Here is a 24,581-nt window from a genome sequence, read left to right as displayed (position 1 = left end):
CGCGGGAGGGCACCCACGGCCGGACCACGTCTGTTGCTGGACACTTTATGCGGGCGGTCGGACACTTTTCGGCCGAACGGCACGACGGGTCAGGTTGGATCGGACCCGGGCCAGGTGCCCCAGGCTCATCGCGGCGAATCCGCCGACCAGCGCGGACAGCATCGTGGTGCGCGGCAGATCGTCGGGGGTCGGCGCGGGACCGTCGCCGAGGGTCCCGCGGTCCTCCCACCGGCCGCCGTAGCTGTTCGACCCGCCCAGGCGTACGCCCAGGCCCCCGGCGAAGGCAGCCTCTATCCGACCCGCGTTCGGGCTGGGGTGCTTGCCGGCATCCCGGCGGACCACCGGCCACACCGCCGCGGCATTGCCCCCGTTGAAGAAGGTGGCCGGCACGGTGAGCAGCGCGGCCAGCCGGGCCGGCGCCCAGTTGACCAGGTCGTCCAGCCGGGCCGCGGCCCAGCCGAACCGCTCGTAGCGCTCGTTGTGGTGCCCGATCATGGCGTCCAGGGTGTTGATCGCGCGATAGGTCAGCAACCCCGGGATGCCGAACAGCGCCCCCCAGAACAGTGGCGCCACGACCGCGTCGGAGGTGTTCTCGGCAACCGACTCCACCGCGGCGCGGGCCAGCCCCTCGGCATCCAGCGACTCCGGATCGCGGCCGACCAGGCTGCGGATCCGCTTGCGCGCCTCGGGCAGATCGTGGGCCGCCAGCAGGGCGGCCACCGCCTCGCCCTCGCGCTGCAGGGAGCGCCCGCCGAGCACCGTCCAGGTGGCGAGGGTGGTCAGCACCAACCGGGTGATCGGCCGGTCCCGGCTCACCCGCTGCAACAGCCAGCCCAGCCCGGTCACCGGCAGCACCGCCAGGGCCAGGTGGGCGAGGCCGGCGGCCCGGGAGTCGGCGTAGGTGTGGCGCTCCAGCGCCGCAACCGCGTTGCCGTACCCGCCGACCGGGTGATTCTGCTTCGGATCGCCGATTCCCTCGTCCAGCAGCCAGCCGAAGACGAGGCCGCCGCCGTCGGCCCAGCCCATCACAGCTGCAACACCCGCCCCGCGACCACCAGATGCACCTCGTCGCAGCGGGCCGCGAAGAGTTGGTTGATCCGGCCCAGCCAGTCGGTGTACAGCCGGCCCGAGGCGTGTTCGGACACCAGGGTCCAGCCGACCTCGTTGGTCACCATCACCAGATCCTCCTCACAGGCGGCCCAGGCCTCCGCGGTCTCGAAAATCCGCTGGCGCAGTTCACCGTCCCAGCCGGTGGTGGTCCAGGCATTCAACTGATCCAGGTGGGCGCTCAGCCAGGTCCCGAGGCTGTCGACCAGCACCGGGTTCGCCGTCGCCCACAGCGCGGCTGCGACATCGGTGGTCTCGATGGTGCGCCAGTGGGCCGGCCGGCGCAACCGGTGGGCGGCGATCCGGGCCGCCCATTCCGCATCCTTGCCCTCGTCGGGCATCGGTCCGGGCGCCACGTAGTCGACGCGATCGGCGTCGGCCAGCAGTTTCTCGGCGTGGGCGGATTTGCCTGAGCGGACGCCTCCGATGACCAGCGTTTTCATGGGCACTATTTTCCCACGAGACACACCAGCAGCAGGGCGAGCCAGCTCAATTCGATCCCGGCGCCCATCACATCGCCGTTGATCCCGCCGAAGCGTCGGCGGCAGAGCCCGGTGAAGCCCCAACAGACCACCGCGGCCAGCACCGCGGCGGCCGGCCCCTGCCACCACGCCAGGCCGGCCGGCCGGCCGAGTGCGGCCAGTGCCCCGGCGGCGAGCAGCGTCCAGGCCGCGCCGGCCCAGCGCGGCAGGGTCTCGGCCATCAGCGCGCCCAGGCTCGAACCGGGCATGGCCGGCAGCCCGACCCGCGCGGACCAGGCCAGCGCCGAGCGCGACAGCACCACGGTGGCGCCGATCAGTATCCAGCCGAACGCCCCGGTCCCGGCCAATTCGCCGATCGCGACCGCCTGGCAGCCGAGCAGCAGGAGCAGCGCGGTCACCCCCATCGGCCCGACATCACCGCGTTTGAGGATCTCCCGGGCCCGTTCCGGCGTCCAGCCGCCGCCCAGGGCGTCGGCGACGTCGGCGACCGCGTCCACATGCATGGCCCGGGTGCCCAGCACGATGGCGCCGAGCACCAGCAGGCCGGTCAGCAGGCCCGGCAGCCGGGCCCAGGAGCCGAGGGCGGCGACCAGCGCGGCCAGGCCGCCCAGCGGCAGGACCGCGATCGGGGCCAGCGCCATCGCGTACCCGGCAATGCCGCGGGAGGGGATCACCCGGGTCGGGAGCACCGTCAGCGTGCCCACCGCCAGCCGCAGCCCGTCCCGCCACCGGCTCATCGGCCCTCCGGGATCACAGGTCGGCGAGCAGCGCCAGCTCGCCCAGCACCGCCACCGCGGCCCGCAGCACCGGCACCGCCGCCATCGCGCCGGAACCCTCGCCCAGCCGCATCCCGAGGTCCAGGATCGGGGTCAGCCCGAGCCACTCCAGGCCGGCGGCCTGTCCCGGTTCGGGGGAGCGGTGGCCGGCGATGAACCAGTCCTTGGCGCCCGGTTCCAGGGACTCCGCCAGCACCGCCTCGGCGACCGCGATCACCCCGTCCAGCAGCACCGGTACGCCGTTGCGGGCGGCCTCGACCATGCAGGCGGCGCCGGCGGCCAGGTCGGCCGAGCCGAGCGCCCGCAGCCGGGCCACCGGATCGTCGGGATGGCCCCCGGTGCGCTCCAGGGCGGCCTGGATCAGGCCAGCCTTGTGCGCCCGGCCGGCTTCGTCCAGGCCGGTGCCGGTGCCGGTGACCGTGTCGGCGGGTACGCCCAGGGTGGCCGCGATCAGGGCGGCCGAGGGGGTGGTGTTGCCGATGCCGAGATCGCCGACGATCAGCAGGTCGGCGCCGGCGGCGAGTTCGTCCCGGGCGATCCGGGTGCCGGCGTCCAGGGCCTGCTGGGTCTGGTCGGCGGTCAGTGCATCGGCCAGGTGGATCGGCTCCGAACCCGCCCGGACCTTGTACTGCGACACCTCCGCCGGCGCGGTCAGCTCGACCGCCACCGCCAGGTCGCGCAGGGTGACCGTCGCGTTCGCCTGCCGGGCCAGCACGTTGATGCCCGCGGTCCCGCCGAGGATCGCGTACGCCATCGCCGGGGTGATTTCCGCCGGGTACGCCGACACCCCGTACGCCGCAACGCCGTGATCGCCGGCCAGCACGACCGCGCGAACCCGATCCAGGGGGCGCGGCGGGCAAGTCCCCTGGAAGGACGCGACCCGGGCGCCGAGTTCCTCGAGCCGCCCGAGGGCTCCGGTGGGTTTGGCCTGGGCGTTGCTGCGGGCCAGCGCCTCGGCGTACACGGTGGCGGAGGGGGGCGTGATCACGGGGTTCCTTCCCGGTAGGGGCGTGTTGACTCTAGTCCTTCGGGCCCGGGGTGCCCGGGTGGGGGCCACGATGCAGCAGCGGGCCCAGCGCGCCGAGCAGGGCGTCGGTGAGGTGGGGTTCGCGCACCGCGATCCGGATCCACTGCGGGCCCAACCCCGGGAAGGTGTCGCCGCGCCGGACGGCGAACCCGGCCGCGCGCAGCGCCTCGCGTACGCCGGGGCCGACCTCGACCAGCACGAACGGGGCCACCCCCGGCACCGGGGCCAGGCCCAGCCCTCGCAGGCCGGAGTCGAGGTAGTCGCGGTACTGCTGCAGCACCATCGCCTCGTCGGCCGCCTCGGCGCGCGGCCCGGGATCGGCGGTGGCGATCATCGCCGCGATCGCCGGGGTGGAGACCGACCAGTTCGGCTGCTGGGCCGCCATGGCCGCGATCACCGCCGGGTCGCCCACGGCGTACCCGGCGCGGAGGCCGGCCAGCCCCCAGGTCTTGGTCAGCGAGCGCAGCACGACCAGGCCGGGCATGTCCGGCGCGATCATCGTGTCCGCCTCGGTACCGGTGGCGGTCAGCGGCACGGCGTCCAGAAAGGCCTCGTCGACCACCAGGATCCGGCCCGGGCGCAGCAGCCGGTGCAGGGTCGCTGCCGGGTGCCGGACCGCGGTCGGGTTGGTCGGGTTGCCGACGAAGACCAGGTCGGCATCGGTGGGCACCTGCTCCGGGTGGAGCGCGAACCCGTCGGCCGGATCGGTCAGTACCCAGGTGGGCCGGTTGCCCACCGCGCGCAGGGCGGTCTCCGGTTCGGTGAACTGCGGATGCACCACGGCCGCCGGGGCTGCGGGGTAGGCGCGGGCGAGCAGGGTGAAGGCCTCGGCGCCGCCGGCGGTCGGCAGCACCATGGCCGGATCGACGTCGTGCGCGGCGGCGAGCGCGGTGCGGGCCGGGGCCGGGTCGGGGTAGGCCCCGAGGTCCCCGATCGTGGCGGCGATGATCTCGGCCAGCCACGGCGGTGGGGCGCTGCGCCGGACATTCACCGCCAGGTCGAGCAGCCCGGGGCCGACCTCCCGGTCCCCGTGGTGCCCCAGATCCGGCAGCGCCGGCCCGGCCGGATCGTTCACCACTCGATGCCCTTCTGGCCCTTCTGACCGGCATCGAAGGGGTGTTTGATCTTGGTCATCTCGGTGACCAGATCGGCGATCTCGATCAGGCGCGGGTCGGCGTCGCGGCCGGTGATGATGACGTGCTGGAAGCCGGGGCGCTCGGTCAGGGTCGTCACGATGTCGTCGAGGTCGAGCCAGCCCCACTTGACCGGATAGGTGAACTCATCCAGGACGTACAGCGTGTGCTCCTCGGCGGCGAGCCGGCGCTTGATCTCCTGCCAGCCCTCCACCGCGAGCGCCTGATGGTCGTCCGGCGCCCCGGGTTTGCGCTTCCAGGACCAGCCCGAGCCCATCACGTGCCATTCGACCGGGCCCCCTTCGCCGGTCTGGTCATGGACCCGGCCCAGGGCCTGCAGCGCGGACTTCTCCCCGATGTGCCACTTGTCCGACTTGACGAACTGGAACACCGCGATCGACCAGCCCTGGTTCCAGCCGCGCAGAGCGGTGCCGAAGGCCGCGGTGGTCTTCCCCTTGCCGGTGCCGGTGTTGATGATCGTCAGCGGCCGGTGTCGGCGCTGCCGGGTGGTCAGACCGTCGGTGGGAACGACGTCAGGGGTTCCTTCGGGCATCGGGAAGCTCCTTCGGACAGGGCTCTACGGCGCGATAGCGCCGTTTCGGTGCGCTCATTGTTCAGCGGCCTCAGTCAGCGGCAGTTTGCCGATCCCGCTGGGGCATTGAGTGCATCGATACGGTCATGTGCTGCTGCAGCCTACTGCTGGAGGAACTGCTTGATGATCGGCCCGGCGGTGGATCCGCCGGACTGGCCGTCCTTGACCCACACCGCGACCGCGATGTCGTCGGCGTACGCGATCATCCAGGCATGGGTCTTCAGCGGGGTGTCATTGCCGTACTCCGCGGTGCCGGTCTTGGCGCCCTTGGCCACCCCCTGCAGGCTGGACCCGGTGCCGCGGCTGACGGTTGCCTCCATCATCTGGGCCAGCTGATCGCCCTCGGCCTGGGTCAGCGGCTTGCTCGGCTGGGGCGGGAACTTCTGATCGATCAGGTACGGCACGACGGTCTTGCGGGCCTGCACCGAGGCGGGCACCGCCGCCATCGCCATCGCGTTCGCCTCGACCTGGCCCTGCCCGATCAGCGAGGCGGCCAGCTCGGTCTTGGTCGCCGCCTCCGGCAGGTTGCCGAAGAAGGAGGCGAACCCGGCGTCGTAGTCCTGGCCCAGCCCCAGACTGGCCGCGGCCTCCCGCAGCTGCTCCACCGAGAGTTTGCCCACCTCGTTGATGAAGGCGGTGTTGCAGGAGGTCTCGAGGGCCGCGCTCAGCGTCATCGTGCCGTTGCGGTTGCTGGGGAAGTCGGAGTAGTTCTTGAACTGGCGTCCGTCCACGGTCGCGGTCGGGGAACAGTTCACCTGGGAGTCGGGGGTCATCCCGGTGCGCAGCAGGGCCAGCGCGGTGACGACCTTGTAGGTCGAGCCGGGGGCGTAGCGACCGAAGGTGGCATCCGGATTGCCCGCGGAGCCGTCGGAGTTGGCTGCGGCCACCAGCTTGCCGGTGGAGGGCTGGATCACCGCGATCGAGGCGGCACCGCTGACGCCGCCGATCACCTTTTCGGCCTTGCGCTGCAGATCGATGTCCAAGGTGGTGGCGATGTCCCCGCCGGTGGTGGCGCCGACGTCGAGCACGGTGATCGGCTGGGTGGTCGCCGGGGTGGCCGTCGCGCCGGGCGCCGGGGTGGGCGTGGTGCGTGGCACCAGGGTCACCTTGACCGCCGGCGTACCCCGGAACAGCTCGTCGTAGCGGGACTGCAGCCCGTTCATCCCGGTCTGGTCCCCGGGCAGCAGCGCGCCCTTGGAGTCGGCGACCTGTTTGTCGGTGGCGGTGCCGACGGTGCCGATCAACTCGGGGGCGAAGGTGCCGTCGATGGGCAGGGTGCGCGCGCCGCGAATCGTCTCGGCGCCGGGAATCTTGGAGACATCGGGCTGGTCGGCCTGGATCCGCAGGGTGATGGCCTCGACGAAGGCCTGGGCGCCGGCGGACTTCACCTTGGTGACGTAGTTGTCCCGGTTGATCTTGAGCGCGTCGGCGAGCGCACCGGCCGAGGACTCCGCGGTCGCCGCGTCGACCTTGGCCTTGTTGATGCCGTAGCGCAGGATCGCTTCCTCCTGGGCGATCGGCGTACCGAATTTGCCGAGGATCCGGCCCCGGGTGGCCTGGGTGTTCTGGTGCACCATCCGGGTCTGCTCGGTGAGCTGCGGATGGATCACGTTGGGGTTCCACTGCAGCGTCCACTTGTCGTTCTGGAACTGCAGGGTGGCGGCGGTGGTGTACTCCCAGGGGCCCGACGGGAAGGGCCACACGAACTTCAGGCCCACCGAGGCGGCGTCGCCGGAGCGGCTCACATTGGTCGAGGTGACCGTCGGCTTGATCCCGTCCATCCCCTTGAGGATCTCGGTCAGGTCGGCCTGGGCATCGGCGCTGGCCGGGATCTGGGACAGATCGGTGTTGCTGAGCGCCTGGGTCAGCCGGGTCACGTCCTCGGCCGGGTCGGGGCCGGACAGCCCGGGCAGCGTCCCGCCCTTGGTGCAGCCTGCGAGCACCAGCGCGACGGTGATTGCCGCGCTGGCGGTGAGTACGCGTTGGGGGCTCAGCACGGGGCCACCCTACAGACCCGGGGCAATCGCTGCCGGTAATCCGCCGGCCCGGTTCAGCCGAGCAGGTCGGCGTACGCGGGGTGGTGTTCGGGACGGATCAGGGCGCGCAGGAACAGGGCCTGCTGGCGGGTGATATAGGTCTCCAGGGACATCTTCCGGGCGAAGTACCAGTGCTTGAGGGCCCAGGTGTGCGCCAGCACCATCGCGTCGTAGGCGGCCAGTTCCGGATCCACCTGGTGGAGTACGCCGGCGCGGACCCCGGCCCGGATCGAGGCGACGATCGGGGCGAGATCCTGCAGTTCGAGGTCCTTGATCCGGGCCCGGGACACCTCGTTGAGCGCCCGGGTCTCGCGGTAGGACAGCACCGCGGAGATGCGGTTCTGGTCGGTTTCCCGGATGGCAGCCTCGAGGGCCGCGGCGACCTGGCGTACCGGATCGGGGCCGGCCTCGGCGATCGCGCGGGTGACCTGGTTCAGCAGGTTGGTCAGCACGTCCTCGATGATCGACAGCAGGATGGTCTCCTTGCTGTCGTAGTAGCGATAGATCAGGCCTACGCTGACCCCGGCCTCCTTCGCGATCGCCAGCATGGACACCGCGCGGGAGCCCGACCGCTCGATCAACCGGGTGGCTGCGGCGAGCAGTTGCTCGCGGCGCTGGGCGGCGACGAGGTTCGGCTCGGTGTCCTCAGGGGTGGCTGACTCCCCGGCGGGGGAGATCGGCGTGGTCTTCCCGGTCATGCCGTGAACATACATTCATTCCGGGGGTAATGCCGATCCGGGCGAAAATCAGGGGGCTCAGAAGGGGTTGCTTATACCCCTATGGGGTATAAGATCAAGACCATGGACATGTCGCACCAGATGGACCACGACCAAAAGATGGACCACGACCAAAAGATGGACCACGACCAAAAGATGGACCATGACCGGATGAGCCATGGGCAGATGGATCACGGGCAGATGGATCACTCGGGTCATGCCGGGCACATGGATCACTCCGGTCACGGTGGGCAGAAGGACCACTCGGGCCATGGCGGACACATGGATCATTCCGGTCACGGTGGGCACATGGATCACGTCGCGATGTTCCGACGGCTGTTCTGGATCATGCTCATCCTGGCGATCCCGACGGTGGCGTTCAGCCCGATGTTCGCCTCGATCCTGGGGTACTCGTTGCCGGACCAGCCCTGGGTGCAATGGGTCTCGCCGATCCTGGGCACCGTCATCTACGTGTGGGGCGGGCGGCCCTTCCTCACCGGTGGGGTCAGCGAGATCCGCTCCCGCAAGCCCGGGATGATGCTGCTGATCGCGATGGCGATCACCACCGCCTTCATCGCCTCTTGGGGTAGCAGCCTCGGTCTGCTGAGTCACGAACTGAACTTCTGGTGGGAACTGGCTCTGCTGGTGGTGATCATGCTGCTCGGCCACTGGGTCGAGATGAAGTCGCTGGCCCAGACCTCCTCGGCCCTGGACTCGCTGGCCGCGTTGCTGCCCGACGAGGCCGAAGTGATCGACGGTGAGCAGATCCGGACCGTGGCGCCGGCCGACCTGGCCATCGGGGACGTGGTGATCGTGCGGCCAGGTGCCTCGGTGCCCGCCGACGGGGTGATCATCGACGGCACGGCCAGCATGGACGAGTCGATGATCACCGGTGAATCCCAGACCGTGCGCAAGGGGCCCGAGGACGAGGTGGTGGCCGGCACCGTCGCGACCGACTCGGGGCTGCGCGTGCGGATCAACAAGATCGGCGAGGACACCGCCCTGGCCGGCATCCAGCGCCTGGTCGCCGACGCCCAGGCCTCGTCGTCGCGGGCCCAGCGGATCGCCGATCGCGCCGCCGGGTGGTTGTTCTGGTTCGCCCTGGTGGCAGCCGTGATCACCGTCATCGTCTGGTCGCTGGTGGGCCGGCCGGACCAGGCCATTATCCGCGCCATCACCGTGCTGGTGATCGCCTGCCCGCATGCCCTGGGCCTGGCCATCCCGCTGGTGGTGTCGATCGCCACCGAGCGGGCCGCCAAGGGTGGCGTACTGATCAAGGACCGGTTGGCCCTGGAATCCATGCGGAACGTCGACACGGTCCTGTTCGACAAGACCGGCACCCTGACCAAGGGCGAGCCGACCGTCACCGGTATCGAACCGGCCCCCGGGCACGACGCCGACGAGGTGCTGGCGCTGGCTGCCGCCGCGGAGATGCCCTCGGAGCATCCGCTGGCCCGGGCGATCGTGGCGGCTGCCGCGGCGCGCGAGCTCGAGGTGGCGCACCCCCAGGACTTCTCCTCCTCCCCGGCAGTCGGGGTCCGGGCCGAAGTCGCCGGCCGGATCATCGAGGTCGGTGGACCGAACCTGCTCGAGCAGCATGCCGCGGCCGAACTTCCGGTGGCCGACCAGTGGCGGGCCCAGGGTGCGATCATCCTGCACGTGCTCGCCGACGGCACGGTGATCGGGGCGCTGCGACTGGCCGATGAGATCCGGCCGGAGTCCCGCGAGGCGGTGGATGCCCTGCACAAGCTCGGGATCCAGGTCGTGATGATCACCGGCGACGCCCAGGCGGTCGCGGCCACCGTGGCCGAGGAGCTCGGCATCGATCGGGTGTACGCCGGGGTCCGGCCCGAGGACAAGGAGGCCAAGGTCGCCGAGTTGCAGGCCGAGGGGCGCCGGGTTGCGATGGTCGGCGATGGGGTGAACGACGCCCCGGCGCTGGCCCGCGCGGATGTGGGGATCGCGATCGGCGCGGGTACCGATGTAGCGATCGGGTCGGCCGGGGTGATCCTGGCCTCCTCCGATCCCCGGTCGGTGCTCTCGGTGATCGAACTGTCCCGCGCGACCTATCGCAAGATGGTGCAGAACCTGTGGTGGGCGGCCGGGTACAACCTCATCTCGGTGCCGCTGGCGGCCGGGGTGCTGGCCCCGATCGGGTTCGTGCTGCCGATGAGCGTGGGCGCGATCCTGATGTCGCTGTCGACGATCGTGGTGGCGCTCAACGCGCAGCTGCTGCGGCGGCTGGACCTGTCCCCGGAGGCCTCGGCGCAGCGGATCCTCCAGCGCTGAGCCGCCGGCGCCCGGTGCGGTGGCCCCGGTGGGCCGATCTTGACTCCAGTCGGGTCGAATCGGCCGCACGGGCCCCGGCAGCGGCCTCTGGTGGCAGGATCGGCCCACGTGACGGCGCGCACATCGCCGTGACGGCTGGCTTGTCCCCTGAAAATTGTCCCCTTGACGGCCTGCGGTTCACCCGGACCAGATGTCACACTGGCACGTATGCCAATCAGCCCCAGGTGCGTACAGGTGATCGTGACCGAGGACGTGGCGCGCGCCCTTGACGTCGCGGCACGTCGATGGCCGGCCGCGTGTCGCGGTGAATTGCTGGCGCGACTGGCGGTGGAACGGGCCGAGGAGATCTCCCGGGCCCGCGAGCGCCGGGCCCATCAGGTGGTCCAGTTACTGGATCAACTCGACGGAGCGCTCCCGCCGCAGGTCCTGGCCGATCTCGAGGACTGGGACCAGTGACCCGCGACGGGAGACGGCTCAGTGCCCGAAGACGTCGGAGTCCTGCATCGGCTCCGCCGCGGGACCGGCCTGCAGCTTCGACAGTTCGGCGATCTCCTCGGGGGTGAGGCTGAAGTCGAACAGGTCCAGGTTCTCGGCCTGCCGGCCCGGGTTCCCCGACTTCGGCGCGGTCGCCGCGCCCAGATCAATGTCCCAGCGCAGGATGACCTGGCTCGGGGTCTTGCCGTACTTGTCGGCCAGATCCTTGATCGCGGCCTCCTCCCGCAGGCCGTTGTCGCGGCCCAGCGGGCTCCAGGCCTCGGTGGTGATCCCCTTCGACGCGTGGTACTCCCGCTCGGCGGCGCGGTCGTAGTAGGGGTGCATCTCGATCTGGTTCACATCGGGGGTGACGCCGGTGGCGGCGAGGATCCGCTCGATGTGCGCCGGCTTGAAGTTGGACAGGCCGATCGCGCGGGCCAGGCCCTGCTCCTTCAACTCGATCAGGGTCTCGAACGCCTTGACATACAGGTCCTGATCCGGGTTCGGCCAGTGGATCAGCAGCAGGTCGACGTAGTCCAGCCCGAGCCGCTCCAGGTTCCCCCGGGCGCCGGCGGCGGCGTCCCCGTGCCACTTCCGGTTGAACTTGGTGGTCACGAACAGTTCGGAGCGATCGATCCCCGATTCGCGGACCGCCTTGCCGACCGGGGCCTCGTTCTCGTAGTTCTCCGCGGTGTCGACGTGGCGGTAGCCGAGGTCGAACGCGCTGCGGACCGCCCGCTCGCACTCCTGCTCGACCATCGGCCAGGTCCCCAGGGCCACCTGGGGCATCTCGACGCCGCTGGCCAGGGTCAGCGTGGGGGAAAGATTCGTCATCAGGACTCCTGTCGTCGGTTCCCGGGAAACACTACTCATCCGCGTGCCCGCCGGTCAGGTTCCGACCCTGGGTCAGTCCAGCAGGGCCTGGAGTGTGCTGGTGAGCACGGCGGGATCCTCGATGTTGACGAAGTGCCCCACCCCCGGCAGGTACTGCGCGTGGGCGTCCGGGGTCGCGTCGACGATGATCTGGGCGGCCTTCCAGGGGCAGGATTCGTCCAGTTCGCCGATCAGGACCTCGACGGGTCCGGTGATCGCGGACAGCCGGTCGGTCAGCCGCGCCGCCTTCAGCGACGCCATGGCGCGGGCGCCGTTGGCGTACCCCCGGCCGTCGCCGATCGCCTCGACCCGCAGCGCGACCTGATCGGCCCAATCGGCCGGGCGGCGCAGCACGGCCGTCTCGAGGTTGGCCCGCACGGCCTCGGCGGCGTACTCGGGACCGCGGTCCTCGACGTCCTGGGCGAGGGTGCGATACAGCTCGGCCGCCCGGGTGCCGACCACACTGGAGGAGCACACCACCACGGTGCGGCGGATCAGTGGGTCGGGTTTGGCCGCCGCAGCCAGGACGATCGCTCCGCCCATGGAGAAGCCGACACAGGTACTCGGCCCGGCGACCTCGGCCAGAAAGCCGCTCAGGTCGTCGGCCAACTGATCCAGCGTGCCGTCGGCCGCGCCGAGCGAGGACCGGCCGTGGCCCCGCACGTCCACCGCGTAGACTCGGCGCTGCGCCGCGAAGTGGGACAGCTGCGCCTGCCAGGTCCGCGAGTCCTCGCCGAGGCCGTGCACGAACACCAGGGGGTCCCCCTCGCCTCCCTCCGGTCCGGCGGTGCGGAAGGCGATGTCGAGGTCGCCGATGTGAACGGTGCGGGGAGAATCCATGCGATCAGTCTGGCGGTGCCGGTACGCCGCCGCGCACCCGCCCCCGCGGCGGGCACCCCGGTCGGCGAACGGGCTTCCGGCGGCGCCGTTTGTTAGGCTGAGCAGCGACCCGCCCAGGGTTCGCGGACGAGGGAGCTGTACCCGCACGGACAAGACGGCCACCGAAGGGAGTTTTGTCTGTCATGGCGTGGATCATTCTGATTGCGTCCGGCGTCCTCGAGGCGGTGTGGGCGATCGCGCTGTCGGCGTCCGACGGCTTCAAGAAGCCTCGCCCCACCATCGTTTTCGTCGTCGCGATGGTGGTGAGCATGCTCGGCCTCGCTTTCGCCATGCGGGAGTTGCCGACCGGTACCTCCTACGCGGTCTGGGTCGGGGTCGGGGCGACGTTGACGGTTGTCTGGGGCTTCGCGACCCGGCAGGAGCAGCCGACGCTGGCGCGCATCCTGCTGCTGGTCCTGCTGGTCGGCTCCGTGGTCGGCCTGAAGGTGGTGAGCTGACATGCGAGCTTCGCTGGCGTGGCCGGTGCTGCTGATCAGCGCGGTCTTCGAGGCGGTCTGGGCCACCGCGCTCGGGCTGTCGGCCGGGTTCACCCGACCGATTCCGACCGTTGTGTTCCTGGTCGGGCTGACCTGCAGCATGCTGGGGCTGGGTTGGGCCGCCCGGCACATTCCGATCGGGACGGCGTACGCGGTGTGGACCGGGGTCGGCGCCGCGCTGACGGTGGCGTACGCCATGGCGACCGGCACTGAGACCATCTCGGTGGGCAAGGTCATCTTCCTCACCGGGATCATCGCCGCGGTGGTGGGGCTCAAGCTGGTCCCGAGCAAACCCGTCGCACCGGCCGACCGGGACTGACCCCGGACCCGGCCCGCTGCAACGGGCCGGACTCAGTGCGGCGGGTGCAGGGCGGTGTGCGGGGCGCCGAGCTGGTGCAACAGCGCATGGGCCACCGAGGCGTCGGCCAGTCGCCAGTGGGCGTACCGGCCCTCCACCCGGCGCAGCAGGATCCCCGCATCGGCGAGTCGGCTGAGCGCCTTGGTGGCATTGTTCGGGGTGATTCCGGCGGCCTCGGCCAGCACCCCGGTGGTCGCTCCCGGGGCGGCGTGGATGGCGAACAGCAACTGCAAGCGGGTGGGGTCGGCCAGGGCGGCGGTCAGCGCCTGGGCGTCCGGTCCGACGGCGGCGCTGGCCGAGGACGCGGCGGCCAGGTGGCCCGCGGGCCCGGGCTGCGCTGATTCGGGATGCACGCCGCCTCCGTCCCGTAATGTGTGCCTCGACAGGCATACATTATCGAGGGGGCCCTGGATGCAGCGTAGGACATTCCTGCTCGCCGGTGCGGCGCTGGCGGTCGCTGCCGTCGCGGGAGTCAGTGGCTGCAGCACCAACGAGGCGGGCACCGACAATCCGGTCGACCGGTTGACCCTGGCCGAGGGCACCGAGCCGGCCAGCCTGTCCCCGTTGGCCGCCATGTACGGCCTGGCCGACAAGTTCTACGAGGGCCTGTACACGATCTGGGGCGAGGGCAAACTGCAGTGGGCGCTGGCCGATGCCGACGCCGTCGCGAACAGCGACAACACCCGCTGGGAGGTCCGCCTCGCCGGCGGTCGCCGCTTCTCCAGCGGTGCGGAGGTGACACCGGCCGACGTGGTGGCGACCTACCGCGCGATCATCGATCCCGCGGTCGGCTCCCCGCTGGCCGGGCATTTCACCATGCTCAGGTCGGTCACCGCGCACGACTGGAAGATCGCCTTCGAGCTGTCCGAACCGTACGCCGGCTTCGACACGCTGCTCACCGTCGGCATCGCGCCCGCCGATCTGATCAGCCAGCCCGTCGACAGCTCACCGCTGGTGCACACCCCCGTCGGGTCGGGCCCGTACCAATTGGCCGACTGGCGCGCCGGTGAGTCGCTGGTGCTGGAACCCAACCCGCACTATCGCCAGAAGCTCCCGATCCCGCACCTGATCATCGCCTTCGTCCCCGACCAGAACGCGGTGCTGCAGCGGGCCGCCGCGGGATCGATCCAGGGCGCCCAGGTCGCCCCCGCGCTGGCGGCGACCTTCGACCGGCGCGGCTGGGAGGTCTGGCGCAACGCCTCGGCCGACGTGCGCGCGGTCACCTTCCCCCGCAACCATCCGGGGCTCAAAGATCCCCGGGTACGCCGGGCGCTGAACCAGGCGGTGAACCGGGACGCGATCCTCAAGGGGGTGCAGCACGGCTACGGGCAGGTGGCCTACACCCCGTTCACCGCGGCGCAGGGGGAGGTGTTCGACCCGGACGCGCGCTTCGGTTACGACACCGCGGGCGCCCAGGCCCTGCTCGACGAGGCCGGCTGGCCCCGCGGCGCGGACGGGAACCGGGTCAACGCGCAGGGGCAGTCGCTCGGCTTCCGGCTGATGTACTTCGCCGACGACATCGGCCGGCGCGACATGGCGGTCGCGGTGGCCGGCGATCTGGCCGCGATCGGGGTTCCGGTCGAGGTGGTCGCGGTGCCGCACGCCCAGGTCGGCGCCCGGATCCCCGATGACGCCCTGCTGTTCGCCGGGGGCGACATGCCCTATCACCCCGACCAGCACATCTCCCCGCTGCTGGACGGCCGGGGCGCGACCTTCGATCCGGCCGATCCGTACCGCAATCCCTCCGGGTACGCCAACCCGCGCATCGACGAACTGCTGCAGGTCGGCCGGGTGAGCTCGGGGGAGCAACGGACCCAGGCGTACCGGGAGATCCAGCAACGCTACCTGGACGATCCGGCGCTGCTGTGCCTGGTCGCGATCGACCACGTCTATCTCGCCGCCGGCCTGAATCAGTGGCTGGACGTGCAGCACATCACCGAACCGCACGAGCACGGTGCCGCCTGGGGGCCGTGGCGCAGCATCCAGTCGTGGCTGCGCAAATAGCCCGCCCGGCTCGGGGGCGGCCGGCGGCGTACGCGCGGGTGGTCGGGTTGCGGTTGCTTACCGGGGCGGCCGGCATCATCGGGGTCACCGTGCTGCTGTTCGCGCTGATCCAGTACGCCCCGATCGACCCGGTCGCGGCGTACCTCGGGGCCGCGAACGAGTTCGCCGACGGGCCGACCCGGGCCCGGATCGCCGAACGGCTCGGGACGCAGCTGCCCTGGTGGCAGCACTGGTTGGACTGGGCCGGCGGGGCATTGCGCGGCGACTGGGGCTGGTCGGCGACCTACCGCCGACCGGTCGCCGCCGTGTTCGCCGACCGGGCTCCCTGGACGGTCCTGCTCGGGGCCGGCGGACTGCTGCTCGCCGGACTGGCCGGCTGGGCCGCGGCCCTGGCGGCGGCGCGGCGTCCCGGGGGTGTTCTGGACCGGTTGCTCAATTCGTTGGCGGCGGTGGTGGCGGGTACGCCGGCGTTCATCCTCGCGCTGGCGGCGATCGCGGTGTTCGCGGTGAACCTGGGCTGGGCGCCGGCCGGGGGACTCACCGAACCGGGGGCCGCGCTGACCCCGGCCGAGGTCCTCGCCCATCTGGGACTGCCGATGCTGGTGGTCGCGGTCAGCGCCTGGCCACAGATCACCGTGCACACCCGGGCCGCGCTCAGCGATGCCTGGCAATCCGAGGCAGTCACCGGCGCCCGGGCCCGCGGCGTCGGCGAAGCGACCGTCCTGGCCCGCCACGTCGTCCCGCTCGCCGCCGGGCCGTCGGCGATGGTGCTCGCCGCCCGGATTCCGGAGCTGATCACCGGAACTGTCCTGGTGGAGTCGGTCTTCGGCTGGCCCGGGCTCGGGCAGGCGACCGTGCAGTCGGCCCTGGGCGGGGATTTCGCGCTGCTGGCCGCGCTCACCGTGGCCTCGGGCGCGGTGGTGGTCTCGGCGAATCTGTCCGGCGATGTGCTCGGCTGGGTGCTCGATCCGCGGACCCGCCCGACCGGGCGAAGCGGCCGGATCGCACCCCGACCGCCCGCCTCGACGTACGCCGACGCGGTGGTCGGGGATCCGGTGGTCGGGGATCCGGTGATCGCGGACCCGGAGGTGGCGCGATGAGCGGGCTGACCGCGCTGCGCTGGCGGTCGGTGCCCTGGCAACCGGGCCGGCCGGTCACCCCGTGGGCCGCCCGCGGACCGCGGCTGCTGGCGCTGGTGGTGCTGGCGCTGATCGCGGCGTGGGCGGTGTTCGGTGCGGTGGGGTATCAGCCGCTGGCGATCGACTACTCCCGGGCGTCGCTGCCGCCGAGTGCGGCGTACTGGTTCGGGACCGATCCGGCCGGCCGATCGGTGTTCGCCGCGACCGCGGCGGGGCTGCGGATCTCGCTCACCGTCGCACTGCTGGGGGCGGCCGGGGCGACCGTCCTGGGCCTGGTGCTGGGTACGGCGGCCGGCGCGTCCGGCGGGCGGGTCGATGCGGTGGTGGTGTGGCTGATCGACGTCGCCGGGACCGTGCCGCATCTGATCGCCGGCATCGTGATCGTGGTGTTCTTCCGCGGCTCGATCCCGGCGATGGTGCTCGCGATCGCACTGACCCACTGGCCCCAGTTGGCGCGGGTGGTGCGCTCGGCGCTGGCCGCGGCCCGGTCCTCGGAGGTGGTCTGGGGCGCGCTGGCGCTGGGCGCGACCCGGCTGCGGCTGGCCCGGCACTTTCTGGTGCCGGCGGTGGTGCCGCACGCCGCGGCGGCGTTCACGCTGATGATTCCGCATGCGATTTGGCATGAGGCGACGCTGAGTTTCCTCGGGGTCGGCCTGCAGCCGCACCAGCCCTCGCTCGGGGTGCAGCTGAATGTGGCCCAGCAGGCGATCTTCAGCGGCGCCTGGTGGCAGCTCGCGGTTCCGGTGGCGGCACTGGTGTCGGTGACCGTGGCGATCACCGCGCTCGCCCGGCCCGGGCGGGGGCGGAGCCTGTGACCGCGGGGTCGGTGGTCCCGGCGGGAGTGGCCGAGGTCGCCCGGACGCTGCCCCGGGTGGGCGTACGCCGGTTCGCGGTGCGGCTGCCACACCCGCGGCAGCGGGGGCGATGGGTGCCGGTACTGGGCCCGCTCGACCTGGACCTGGGGCCGGGGGCCACGGTGGTGACCGGTCCGTCGGGGGCCGGGAAGACGATGCTGGTGCGGGCGCTGTCCGGGCTGCTGCCGGCCGGTGCCCAGACCACCGGGACGCTCGCCGCGGAACTGGCCGGGCAGGCGTACGAACTGACCCGGCTGAGCGCGCACGGGTGGCAGCGGCTGCGCGGCCGACACCTGGGCGTCCTGACCGCCGAGGCGGGGTTCACCGCGACGCGGACCGTCGCGGCCCAACTGCGCGAGGCCACCCCCGGAGTGGATCTACCGGCGCTGGCGGCGCGGGTCGCGCTGTCCCCCGATCGGTTCGACCGGCGTCCGGATCAGCTCTCCGGTGGGGAACTGCGTCGGGCCGCGCTGGCCGCCGCCGTGGCCGCCGACCCCGAGGTGCTGCTGTGCGACGAGCCGACCGCCGGGCTCGATCCCGCGACGGCGTACGCGATCGCGGCGGCGATCGGGGCCCGCGCCGCGGCGGGCGCGCTGGTGCTCGTGGTCACCCACGATCCGGCGGTCGCCCGGGTGGTCGGCGAGTACGCCGCGGCCGGATCGGGCGCCCGGGTGATCGGGCTGGCCGACGGGCTGATCCAGCCCGGGGCCTGACCCGGACGGGACCGCTCCGGCCCGGGGCGTACTCGGGTCAGGCCTGCTGGGGCACCGCGGCGAACTCGCGCAGCAGCGCGGCGGTGAAGGCGGTGAGGTCGGCCGGGGTGCGGCTGGAGATCAGGCCACGATCGACCACGACCTCCTCATCGAGCCAGGTGGCGCCGGCATTGGTGAGGTCGGTCCGCAGACTCGGGTAGCTGGTCATCGTGCGCCCGTCGACGCCGTCGGCCTCGATCAGGATCCAGGCGCCGTGGCCGATCACCGCGATCGGTCGGTCGGTCTCCACGAAGCCGAGGACCAACTCCACCGCGTGGCGATCGGTCCGCAGGTGATCGGCGCTGACGACGCCCCCGGGCAGCACCAGGGCCGCGTACTCCGAGGCATCGACATCCTTGGCCTGGGCGTCGACGGTCTGGCTGTGGCCGTCCTTGCCGTGCACCGGTCCGTGCTTCGGCGCGATGAGCTGCGGCGAGCCCCCGGCGGCCCGGAGCATCTCCCACGGGCGGGCGAGTTCGAAATCCTCGTACCCGTCGGTGAGCAGGATCGCGATCTTCTTACCGGTGAGGTCGGTCATCGGTCCTCCTTCGGTGGGGCCGGGCCCGATGGGTCGCGCCCGGGTCTGGTTCCACGGTACGCCGGGCGGCGACGACCCGCGAGGGCGCGGGGATCAGGATTCGCGCAGCGCGGCGATCCGCTCGATCGCGAACTGGTATCCCTGGATCCCGCAGCCCACGATCACCCCGGCGGCGATGTCGGACAGGTAGGAGTGGTGGCGGAACGCCTCGCGGGCGTGCACGTTCGAGATGTGCACCTCCAGCAGCGGGCTCTCCACGGTGACCAGGGCATCCCGCAGCGCGATCGAGGTGTGCGTCCAGGCGCCGGCGTTGACCACGAAGCCGGCCGCCTCGGCCCGCCACTGGTGGATCCGGTCCAGCATCTCGCCCTCGTGATTGGTCTGCAGGAACTTCACCGCCAGTCCGTACCGCTCGGCGGTCTCGGTGCACAGGTGCTCGACCCGGGCGAGGGTGTCCGAGCCGTACACGGCCGGTTCCCGGGTGCCCAACAGGTTCAGATTCGGTCCGTTCAGGACGGCAATGAAATCGCTCACCCCGGCAGGCTACGGCCGGGCGGCCCGGCGCGGGAATAGGCTCGAGGCATGCGCTGGTCGACCCGTCGTCCGTGGCTGTTCCTGGTGCTGACCCTGGTGGCGTCGGTACCGTTCTATCTGCTCAATCGCCTCGACCTCAGCGTCCCGTTCGGGCTGCCGCCCAGCGTGGTGATGATCGTGGTGCCGTTCCTGGTGGCCGGGGGCCTGATCCTGGCCGATGACGGCCCCGCGGGCGTACGCCGGTGGCTGGCGTCGGCCTTCGATGTGCGGCGGATCCGGCGTACCCGGTGGTTGGTGGTGTCCCTGGCCATCGTGCCCGCGCTGCTGCTCGTCGCGTACGCCGTGGACCGGGTGCGCGGCGTCGCTGCGGGTGGATCGCCGGTGCACCCGGGGGTGGCGCTGCTGGTGGTGGCGGTGTTCTGGGTCGGGGCGATCTTCGAGGAGCTCGGCTGGACCGCGTACGCCACCCACCCGCTGCAGCAGCGCTACGGCGTCATCCCCGCGGGCCTCATCATCGGGGTGGTCTGGGCCGGGTGGCATGTCGTGCCCTACCCGGCGCAGGGTCACGACGTCGGCTGGATCGTGCTGCAGTGCGCCATCACCGTGGTCACCCGGGTGCTGATGGGTCTGCTATTCCGGCTGACCGACGAGACCAGTTTTCCGGCGATCGGGTTCCATGCGCTGCTCAATGCGACCCCGGAGTTGTTGCCCGGGGGCTACGCCGCCTTCGATCTGCGGGTCTATGCGGTACTCGTGCTCGTGGCGACGGTCGTGATCGGCCTGGTGTCGCTGCGGCCCGGCGTACGCCAACAACGGGTTCGCTGAGGCCGTCTCCGCAGCTCCTTCTCTGCACGTGAAAGTGAAATACCTTAGGGTCTAGATACCAAAAGGTACTGTACTGTAGGCTCGCTCTCGGAGCCGGGAGCTCCTCCACTTTCAACGTTGCAAGGGATCGAAAATGAAGACGAAGATCGCTATCGCCATGGCGGTATTGCTGAGCCTGTTTGTGAGTGCCTGCGGTTCGGCGACATCCGGCAGCAAGAGCGGTGGTGGCAGCGGCGAGACGATCAAGATCGCGGTCGTCTCGCCCACCAGCGGTTCGCTCGCCAAGACGGGCACCGACGCGGCGAACGCCTGGAAGACCGCCGCCCGGCTGTACAACGAGAAGGGCGGCGTCCTGGGCCGAAAGATCGAACTGATCCAGAAGGACACCGACGGCGACCCCTCCACCACCCTCCAGGGCGTCCGCGAGGCCGTCACCAAGGGCGGTGCCAAGTTCGTCGGGGGCGTGATGACTTCCCCGGAGAACGCCGCAGTCAGCGCGCAGGCCAAGGGCCTGGGCGTGGTCGCGATGAACGCGATCGGCAAGGACGACGTGCTGCGCGGCAAGCAGTGCTCCCCGAACCAGATCAACGTCGTGCAGAGCAACAGCATGTCGTTCAAGGCGATCGAGCAGGCGCTCAAGGACATGCCGGGGCAGAAGTGGGCCATCCAGGCCGTGGACTTCTCCACCGGGCACAGCGCTTCGGAGAAGTTCACCGAGGCGATCAAGGCTTCGGGCAAGGAAGTCGTGCTGCAGCAGTACGCCCCGCAGGGCACCACCGACTTCGGTCCCTACATCACCAACATCAAGAACTCCGGTGCCGACGCGATGCTCGCGGTGGTCTACGGCTCCGACCGTGAGGTGCTGGTGCAGCAGATGCAGCAGTTCAACCTGGGTTCGCAGGTGAAGACCGTGGTCGGCTCGGACACCTTCGTCGAGTCGCTGTTCCCGGTCATGGGCGACGGCATCATCGGCTACTACAACAACGTCGGTTACGACGTGAATGCCGACAACGCGATGAACAAGGAGTTCGTCCAGGCCTTCATCGCCGATCACGGCAACCAGCCCGAGTTCATCCCGGCCGACAACTACCTCGCCGCGCAGTTGCTCTTCGGCGCCATCGAGAAGGCCGGCTCGACCGACACCGACAAGGTGCTGGCCGCGTTGAAGGGAATGAAGATGGACACCATCGACGGTGAGGTGTCCATTCGCCCCGAGGACAATCAGGTGCTGCGCAACATGTACGTCGGTCGCGTCGTGAAGAAGAACGACAAGCTCGCCTACGAGATCATCTCCACCACCGGGCCCGAGGTCAGCACCCCGCAGGCCAACCCCGATTGCGTCATGTCGTGACGCCCGCCGACGCTCTTCTGGCAGGAACCACCTGATCATGGAACAACTCCTCAACGGCGTCGCCCTCGGCGCGCTGCTCATGGTGCTCAGCTCGGGCCTGGCGATGATCTACGGCCTGCGCGGAGTCGCGAACTTCGCCCACGGCGCGTTGTACATGCTGGGTGCCTACCTGGCGTACACGGTGACCGAACGGATCGGCTTCGGGCTGGCCCTGCTGGTCGTCCCGATCGCTCTCGCGCTGGTCGGCGTGGTCCTCGAGCTCGTCTTCTTCCGCCCGCTGCAGCACCGCTCGCACATCGAACTGGGCCTGGTCACCTTCGGCCTGGCCATGATGGGCGAACGCCTGGTCACCCTGATCTGGGGTGAGGGAACCCTGCGGGTGCTGCCGCCGGAGTTTCTGCAGGGGACCACGTCGATCCTCGGCAGCGACTACCCGACCTACCGGTTGGCGATCATCGTGATCGCGCTGGTGATGGCGGCGGTGCTGGTGCTGTTGCTCCGGTTCACCACGATCGGTCTGCACATCCGCAGCGCCAGTCAGGACATCGAGACCGCCGCCATCATGGGCATCGACGCCAACCGCGTCAGCCTGATCGTGGTCAGCGTCGGCAGCGCGCTCGCCGGCCTGGCGGGCACGTTGGCGGCACCGTACATCTCGCTCAACCCGGGCATGGGCGATGTCTTCCTGATCACCTCGCTCATCGTCGTCGTGGTCGGCGGGGTGGGCAGCATCGCCGGCGCCATGGTGGCCGGCATGGGCGTGGGCATCATCCAGACGATCGGCGCGGTCTACCTGCCGAGCTTCGCCGTACTGCTGCCGTACGTCCTGCTCGTGGTCGTCCTGCTGTGGCGGCCGCAGGGACTCGCCGGAAGGAAAGTGTGATGACGCTGTACTCAACACCGGACACCGACGCGGTCGTCGCGGCAGAGAACCGTCCGAAGGCCCTGCACCGCAATCGCAAGGGCCGTGGCATCGGTCTGGCCATCGGGGCCGGGCTGCTGCTGATCGGGCTGGTGGTCCCGTACGTGGTGAACGACAACTTCACCATGTCGCTGCTGGTGACCTCCTCGCTGATGAGCCTGATGGCGCTGGGGATCGGCTTCCTGGCCCGCTACCTGGGGTTGTTCAGCCTCGGCCACGGCGCCTTCTACGGGTGCGCGGCGTACGCGGTCGCGATCGCCACCACCAACTGGGGCTGGGGGCCGCTGCCCGCGGTCATCTTCGGCACGGTGTTCGGGGCGCTGGTCGCCCTGATCATCGGGGTGCTGGTGGTGCGGGCGTCGGGCTTCGGCTTCCTGATGCTGACCCTGGCGCTGTCCCAGGCGCTGTACCAGATGAGCAACCAGACCGTGATGCGGCCGCTCACCGGGGCCCACGACGGCAAGCTCATCACCTACACCGGCAACGCGACCTTCTTCGGGCTGTCGATGTCGGACATGATGGATCCCGGCCTGTTCTGGCCGGTCGCCTGGGTGGCCCTGGTGGTCACCGGAGTGATCCTGTGGCTGTTCGGGCGTTCCCGGTTCGGGACGACGCTGGAAGGGATCCGGGAGAACGAGGAGCGGATGCGCTTCTCCGGCTTCAACACCTTCCGGCCCCGGCTGGCCGCGTTCGTCCTGACCGGTGCCGCGGCCTCGTTGGGCGGCGCCCTGTTCGCCCTGAACGTGGGGTACATCTCGCCGGACATCCTCAGCTTCGGCAAGGCCGGTGACTCCCTGGTCGCCGCGCTGATCGGTGGCCTGGGGACGCTGGTCGGGCCGGTGCTGGGCACCTTCCTGTTCGTCTATGCGCAGGCGAACTTCAACTTCGGCGGCAACATCCACCTGCTCACCGGGGTGCTGCTGATCGTCGTGCTGGTGTTCGCCCCCGGCGGCATCACCGGGGCGCTGACCAAGCCGTACCGCTACTGGCGCGCGAAGTTGACCCAGCGCGGGAAGGGAGCCGAGAAATGAGTGTCTTCGAAGGATCCGGGGTCAGTGTGAAGTACGGGGCGGTGACGGCGCTGGACAGCGTCGACATCGCGCTGGAACCGGGCATCCTGCACGGGGTCATCGGTCCCAACGGTGCCGGCAAGTCGACGTTCATCGACGCCTTGTCGGGGCGCAAGCGGGTGTCCTCGGGCCGGGTGACGCTGGACGGGGAGGACATCACCCGACGCAGCCCGCGCTGGCGTCGTGGGCACGGGGTCTCCCGGTCGTTCCAGCGCACCAGCGTGTTCGGTTCGATGACGGTCCGCGAGCAGTTGGAGATGGTCGCCCGCAAGAATCACGAGCCCGATCTGGACGACGTGATCGAGACGCTGGCGCTCGGCGATGTCACCGAGCGGGTCTGTTCGGAGATCGCGTACGGCACCCAGCGGCTGGTCGACCTGGCCATCTCGCTGGTGGGACGCCCCCGGGTGGTCCTGCTCGACGAACCGTGCGCGGGGCTGGTCGCCGACGAGTCTGCCCAGATGCTCACCCACGTCCGGACCCTCTGCAAGGAACGCAACGTGGCCGCCATGGTCGTCGAGCACGACGTCGACGGGGTGTTCGGCAACTGTGACGTGATCACGGTGCTCAACCTCGGCAAGGTGCTGGCCACCGGTACGCCGGCGGAGATCCGGGCCGATGAGACCGTGATCAAGGCCTACCTGGGGAGCGCGGCATGAGCGTACCGATTCTCGAATTCCGCAATGTCACCTCCTCCTACGGCGGCGCGGTCATCCTGCGGGATCTCTCCTTCAGCATCCATGAGGGCGAGACCGTCGGGTTGGTCGGACGCAACGGCGCCGGCAAGTCGACCACGCTCATGTCGGTCTACGGGATCCCGACCGTGCGGGGCGACATCCTCGTCGGCGGCGTCAAGCTCAAGGGCGGGGCGCACCTGGCCACCACCCGCGGCGTCTCGCTGGTGCCCCAGGGCAAGCGGATCTTCCCGAACCTGACGGTCGAGGAGAATCTGGTGCTGGGCCGGGCCTCCCGGCGCAAGGGGACCTGGACGCTCGAGGCGATCTACGAGCTGTTCCCGAACCTGGCCCGCGGCAAGAAGCGGCCGGGAACCTCGTTGTCGGGTGGTGAGCAGCAGATGCTGGCGATCGGTCGGGCCCTGATGGCCGAACCGTCCCTGTTGATGCTGGACGAGCCGACCGAGGGCCTGGCCCCGGTGGTCATCGACACCATCATCGACGCGTTGAAGGAGATCCGGGAGCGGGGTACCGCCCTGCTGCTGGTGGAACAGCACATCGGGATGATCCAGAAGCTGGCGAGCCGGTTCATGGCGCTGCGCAGTGGCGAGTTGGTCGCCGACGGACCCATCGCCGATCTGGAGAGTCGCGAGGTGCAGGAGATGATTGCGTTGTAGTG

At 70.6% G+C, this 24,581-nt stretch carries 27 protein-coding genes and 1 riboswitch; of the genes, 14 read left to right on the top strand and 13 right to left on the bottom strand.

The window, feature by feature from the left end; translation table 11 throughout:
* Nucleotides 1–45: 45 nt before the first annotated feature.
* The 8 genes from G531_RS19985 to G531_RS0102725 form a co-directional block, all read right to left on the bottom strand.
* Nucleotides 46–1,026 carry a cobalamin biosynthesis protein gene (locus G531_RS19985; protein ID WP_035757054.1) on the bottom strand — a complete coding sequence of 327 codons (981 nt, stop codon included), beginning with the start codon at nt 1,024–1,026 and terminating at the stop codon, nt 46–48.
* Nucleotides 1,026–1,550 carry a bifunctional adenosylcobinamide kinase/adenosylcobinamide-phosphate guanylyltransferase gene (locus G531_RS0102755; protein ID WP_026926080.1) on the bottom strand — a complete coding sequence of 175 codons (525 nt, stop codon included), beginning with the start codon at nt 1,548–1,550 and terminating at the stop codon, nt 1,026–1,028. Before G531_RS0102755 ends, G531_RS19985 begins: the two co-directional genes overlap by 1 nt.
* 5 nt (nt 1,551–1,555) lie before the next feature.
* Nucleotides 1,556–2,326, bottom strand: coding sequence for an adenosylcobinamide-GDP ribazoletransferase (locus G531_RS0102750; RefSeq protein ID WP_026926079.1), 771 nt, complete (start codon nt 2,324–2,326; stop codon nt 1,556–1,558).
* 13 nt (nt 2,327–2,339) lie between these two features.
* Entirely contained in the window at nt 2,340–3,353 is a 1,014-nt protein-coding gene (cobT, locus tag G531_RS0102745) for a nicotinate-nucleotide--dimethylbenzimidazole phosphoribosyltransferase (RefSeq protein ID WP_026926078.1), read from the bottom strand.
* Nucleotides 3,354–3,384: 31 nt separating this feature from the next.
* A complete protein-coding gene (gene cobC / locus G531_RS19980) occupies nt 3,385–4,470 on the bottom strand; it encodes an Rv2231c family histidinol phosphate aminotransferase CobC (RefSeq protein WP_051214960.1) in 1,086 nt (361 codons plus the stop codon).
* Complete coding sequence (gene cobO, locus G531_RS0102735; protein ID WP_026926077.1) at nt 4,464–5,078, bottom strand: cob(I)yrinic acid a,c-diamide adenosyltransferase; 615 nt, start codon at nt 5,076–5,078, stop codon at nt 4,464–4,466. Before cobO ends, cobC begins: the two co-directional genes overlap by 7 nt.
* A 140-nt stretch (nt 5,079–5,218) precedes the next feature.
* Nucleotides 5,219–7,114, bottom strand: a complete 1,896-nt coding sequence (locus G531_RS19975; protein WP_051214959.1) for a penicillin-binding transpeptidase domain-containing protein — start codon at nt 7,112–7,114, stop codon at nt 5,219–5,221.
* A 53-nt stretch (nt 7,115–7,167) separates the two neighbouring features.
* Nucleotides 7,168–7,851 (bottom strand): TetR/AcrR family transcriptional regulator, encoded by a 684-nt coding sequence (locus G531_RS0102725; protein WP_081683769.1) that lies wholly within the window; start codon nt 7,849–7,851, stop codon nt 7,168–7,170.
* A 102-nt stretch (nt 7,852–7,953) separates the two neighbouring features.
* Between G531_RS0102725 and G531_RS19970 the strand changes: the two genes are divergently transcribed.
* Nucleotides 7,954–10,158, top strand: coding sequence for a heavy metal translocating P-type ATPase (locus G531_RS19970; protein ID WP_245630454.1), 2,205 nt, complete (start codon nt 7,954–7,956; stop codon nt 10,156–10,158).
* Nucleotides 10,159–10,365: 207 nt separating this feature from the next.
* Complete coding sequence (locus G531_RS0102715; protein ID WP_145978637.1) at nt 10,366–10,614, top strand: hypothetical protein; 249 nt, start codon at nt 10,366–10,368, stop codon at nt 10,612–10,614.
* Between the two features lie 18 nt (nt 10,615–10,632).
* Here the strand turns inward: G531_RS0102715 and G531_RS0102710 are convergent, their stop codons facing one another.
* Nucleotides 10,633–11,466 carry an aldo/keto reductase gene (locus G531_RS0102710; RefSeq protein ID WP_026926074.1) on the bottom strand — a complete coding sequence of 278 codons (834 nt, stop codon included), beginning with the start codon at nt 11,464–11,466 and terminating at the stop codon, nt 10,633–10,635.
* Nucleotides 11,467–11,538: 72 nt separating this feature from the next.
* A complete protein-coding gene (locus tag G531_RS0102705) occupies nt 11,539–12,345 on the bottom strand; it encodes an alpha/beta fold hydrolase (RefSeq protein ID WP_026926073.1) in 807 nt (268 codons plus the stop codon).
* A 101-nt stretch (nt 12,346–12,446) separates the two neighbouring features.
* Nucleotides 12,447–12,508: riboswitch (guanidine-III (ykkC-III) riboswitch) on the top strand.
* 19 nt (nt 12,509–12,527) lie between these two features.
* Here G531_RS0102705 and G531_RS0102700 point away from each other — a divergent pair.
* Together G531_RS0102700 and G531_RS0102695 are read left to right on the top strand one after the other, a co-directional pair.
* Entirely contained in the window at nt 12,528–12,842 is a 315-nt protein-coding gene (locus G531_RS0102700) for a DMT family transporter (protein WP_026926072.1), read from the top strand.
* Nucleotide 12,843: 1 nt separating this feature from the next.
* Complete coding sequence (locus G531_RS0102695; protein ID WP_245630455.1) at nt 12,844–13,200, top strand: DMT family transporter; 357 nt, start codon at nt 12,844–12,846, stop codon at nt 13,198–13,200.
* A 32-nt stretch (nt 13,201–13,232) separates the two neighbouring features.
* On the opposite strand, the gene G531_RS26070 is transcribed toward G531_RS0102695, so the two are convergent.
* Nucleotides 13,233–13,592: an ArsR/SmtB family transcription factor gene (locus G531_RS26070; RefSeq protein WP_026926070.1), complete on the bottom strand. Its 360-nt coding sequence runs from the start codon at nt 13,590–13,592 to the stop codon at nt 13,233–13,235.
* Between the two features lie 58 nt (nt 13,593–13,650).
* Here G531_RS26070 and G531_RS19965 point away from each other — a divergent pair, with 58 nt between their 5' ends.
* The 4 genes from G531_RS19965 to G531_RS19955 are packed head-to-tail and all read left to right on the top strand — an operon-like array spanning nt 13,651 to nt 17,949.
* Nucleotides 13,651–15,243 carry an ABC transporter substrate-binding protein gene (locus G531_RS19965; protein ID WP_051214958.1) on the top strand — a complete coding sequence of 531 codons (1,593 nt, stop codon included), beginning with the start codon at nt 13,651–13,653 and terminating at the stop codon, nt 15,241–15,243.
* On the top strand, nt 15,228–16,343 hold the full coding sequence (locus G531_RS19960) for an ABC transporter permease (protein ID WP_162143133.1): 1,116 nt from the start codon (nt 15,228–15,230) through the stop codon (nt 16,341–16,343). Before G531_RS19965 ends, G531_RS19960 begins: the two co-directional genes overlap by 16 nt.
* Complete coding sequence (locus G531_RS0102675; protein WP_081683767.1) at nt 16,340–17,197, top strand: ABC transporter permease; 858 nt, start codon at nt 16,340–16,342, stop codon at nt 17,195–17,197. The genes G531_RS19960 and G531_RS0102675 overlap by 4 nt, the downstream gene beginning before the upstream one ends.
* Nucleotides 17,194–17,949 carry an ATP-binding cassette domain-containing protein gene (locus G531_RS19955; protein WP_051214956.1) on the top strand — a complete coding sequence of 252 codons (756 nt, stop codon included), beginning with the start codon at nt 17,194–17,196 and terminating at the stop codon, nt 17,947–17,949. The genes G531_RS0102675 and G531_RS19955 overlap by 4 nt, the downstream gene beginning before the upstream one ends.
* A gap of 37 nt (nt 17,950–17,986) precedes the next feature.
* On the opposite strand, the gene G531_RS0102665 is transcribed toward G531_RS19955, so the two are convergent.
* Both G531_RS0102665 and aroQ read right to left on the bottom strand, forming a co-directional pair.
* Entirely contained in the window at nt 17,987–18,526 is a 540-nt protein-coding gene (locus G531_RS0102665) for a type 1 glutamine amidotransferase domain-containing protein (RefSeq protein WP_026926068.1), read from the bottom strand.
* Nucleotides 18,527–18,619: 93 nt separating this feature from the next.
* A complete protein-coding gene (gene aroQ / locus G531_RS0102660) occupies nt 18,620–19,060 on the bottom strand; it encodes a type II 3-dehydroquinate dehydratase (RefSeq protein WP_026926067.1) in 441 nt (146 codons plus the stop codon).
* Nucleotides 19,061–19,108: 48 nt separating this feature from the next.
* Between aroQ and G531_RS24285 the strand changes: the two genes are divergently transcribed.
* From G531_RS24285 to G531_RS0102630, 6 genes are all read left to right on the top strand, one after another.
* A complete protein-coding gene (locus G531_RS24285; protein ID WP_051214955.1) occupies nt 19,109–19,885 on the top strand; it encodes a CPBP family intramembrane glutamic endopeptidase in 777 nt (258 codons plus the stop codon).
* A 133-nt stretch (nt 19,886–20,018) separates the two neighbouring features.
* The gene (locus G531_RS0102650; RefSeq protein ID WP_026926066.1) at nt 20,019–21,236 is read left to right on the top strand and encodes an ABC transporter substrate-binding protein; all 1,218 of its coding nucleotides are present in this window, start codon (nt 20,019–20,021) and stop codon (nt 21,234–21,236) included.
* Nucleotides 21,237–21,273: 37 nt separating this feature from the next.
* Nucleotides 21,274–22,119, top strand: a complete 846-nt coding sequence (locus G531_RS0102645; protein WP_035757050.1) for a branched-chain amino acid ABC transporter permease — start codon at nt 21,274–21,276, stop codon at nt 22,117–22,119.
* The gene (locus G531_RS0102640) at nt 22,119–23,189 is read left to right on the top strand and encodes a branched-chain amino acid ABC transporter permease (RefSeq protein WP_026926064.1); all 1,071 of its coding nucleotides are present in this window, start codon (nt 22,119–22,121) and stop codon (nt 23,187–23,189) included. The genes G531_RS0102645 and G531_RS0102640 overlap by 1 nt, the downstream gene beginning before the upstream one ends.
* Complete coding sequence (locus G531_RS0102635) at nt 23,186–23,887, top strand: ABC transporter ATP-binding protein (protein ID WP_026926063.1); 702 nt, start codon at nt 23,186–23,188, stop codon at nt 23,885–23,887. Before G531_RS0102640 ends, G531_RS0102635 begins: the two co-directional genes overlap by 4 nt.
* Nucleotides 23,884–24,579, top strand: coding sequence for an ABC transporter ATP-binding protein (locus tag G531_RS0102630; RefSeq protein ID WP_051214954.1), 696 nt, complete (start codon nt 23,884–23,886; stop codon nt 24,577–24,579). Before G531_RS0102635 ends, G531_RS0102630 begins: the two co-directional genes overlap by 4 nt.
* Nucleotides 24,580–24,581 lie beyond the last annotated feature (2 nt).

It is taken from the genome of Granulicoccus phenolivorans DSM 17626 = NBRC 107789 = JCM 15570 (assembly GCF_000423085.1).
GTDB classification, from domain to species: Bacteria; Actinomycetota; Actinomycetes; order Propionibacteriales; family Propionibacteriaceae; genus Granulicoccus; species Granulicoccus phenolivorans.
The sequence above is the reverse complement of the archived record's forward strand: the minus strand, read 5'-3'. Positions and strand labels throughout refer to the sequence as shown.

What these genes read in the sequence shown, in the direction of transcription:
- G531_RS0102695 (WP_245630455.1), top strand. Translation starts at nt 12,844, where the DNA reads ATGCGAGCTTCGCTGGCGTGGCCGGTGCTGCTGATCAGCGCGGTCTTC.
- cobO (WP_026926077.1), bottom strand. Translation starts at nt 5,078, where the DNA reads ATGCCCGAAGGAACCCCTGACGTCGTTCCCACCGACGGTCTGACCACC.
- G531_RS0102750 (WP_026926079.1), bottom strand. Translation starts at nt 2,326, where the DNA reads ATGAGCCGGTGGCGGGACGGGCTGCGGCTGGCGGTGGGCACGCTGACG.
- G531_RS0102645 (WP_035757050.1), top strand. Translation starts at nt 21,274, where the DNA reads ATGGAACAACTCCTCAACGGCGTCGCCCTCGGCGCGCTGCTCATGGTG.
- G531_RS0102700 (WP_026926072.1), top strand. Translation starts at nt 12,528, where the DNA reads ATGGCGTGGATCATTCTGATTGCGTCCGGCGTCCTCGAGGCGGTGTGG.
- G531_RS24285 (WP_051214955.1), top strand. Translation starts at nt 19,109, where the DNA reads ATGCGCTGGTCGACCCGTCGTCCGTGGCTGTTCCTGGTGCTGACCCTG.
- G531_RS19970 (WP_245630454.1), top strand. Translation starts at nt 7,954, where the DNA reads ATGGACATGTCGCACCAGATGGACCACGACCAAAAGATGGACCACGAC.
- G531_RS0102650 (WP_026926066.1), top strand. Translation starts at nt 20,019, where the DNA reads ATGAAGACGAAGATCGCTATCGCCATGGCGGTATTGCTGAGCCTGTTT.
- G531_RS0102675 (WP_081683767.1), top strand. Translation starts at nt 16,340, where the DNA reads ATGAGCGGGCTGACCGCGCTGCGCTGGCGGTCGGTGCCCTGGCAACCG.
- G531_RS0102640 (WP_026926064.1), top strand. Translation starts at nt 22,119, where the DNA reads ATGACGCTGTACTCAACACCGGACACCGACGCGGTCGTCGCGGCAGAG.
- G531_RS19985 (WP_035757054.1), bottom strand. Translation starts at nt 1,026, where the DNA reads ATGGGCTGGGCCGACGGCGGCGGCCTCGTCTTCGGCTGGCTGCTGGAC.
- G531_RS0102635 (WP_026926063.1), top strand. Translation starts at nt 23,186, where the DNA reads ATGAGTGTCTTCGAAGGATCCGGGGTCAGTGTGAAGTACGGGGCGGTG.
- G531_RS0102725 (WP_081683769.1), bottom strand. Translation starts at nt 7,851, where the DNA reads ATGACCGGGAAGACCACGCCGATCTCCCCCGCCGGGGAGTCAGCCACC.
- G531_RS0102705 (WP_026926073.1), bottom strand. Translation starts at nt 12,345, where the DNA reads ATGGATTCTCCCCGCACCGTTCACATCGGCGACCTCGACATCGCCTTC.
- G531_RS0102710 (WP_026926074.1), bottom strand. Translation starts at nt 11,466, where the DNA reads ATGACGAATCTTTCCCCCACGCTGACCCTGGCCAGCGGCGTCGAGATG.
- G531_RS19965 (WP_051214958.1), top strand. Translation starts at nt 13,651, where the DNA reads ATGCAGCGTAGGACATTCCTGCTCGCCGGTGCGGCGCTGGCGGTCGCT.
- G531_RS0102630 (WP_051214954.1), top strand. Translation starts at nt 23,884, where the DNA reads ATGAGCGTACCGATTCTCGAATTCCGCAATGTCACCTCCTCCTACGGC.
- G531_RS0102715 (WP_145978637.1), top strand. Translation starts at nt 10,366, where the DNA reads ATGCCAATCAGCCCCAGGTGCGTACAGGTGATCGTGACCGAGGACGTG.
- G531_RS0102755 (WP_026926080.1), bottom strand. Translation starts at nt 1,550, where the DNA reads ATGAAAACGCTGGTCATCGGAGGCGTCCGCTCAGGCAAATCCGCCCAC.
- G531_RS0102665 (WP_026926068.1), bottom strand. Translation starts at nt 18,526, where the DNA reads ATGACCGACCTCACCGGTAAGAAGATCGCGATCCTGCTCACCGACGGG.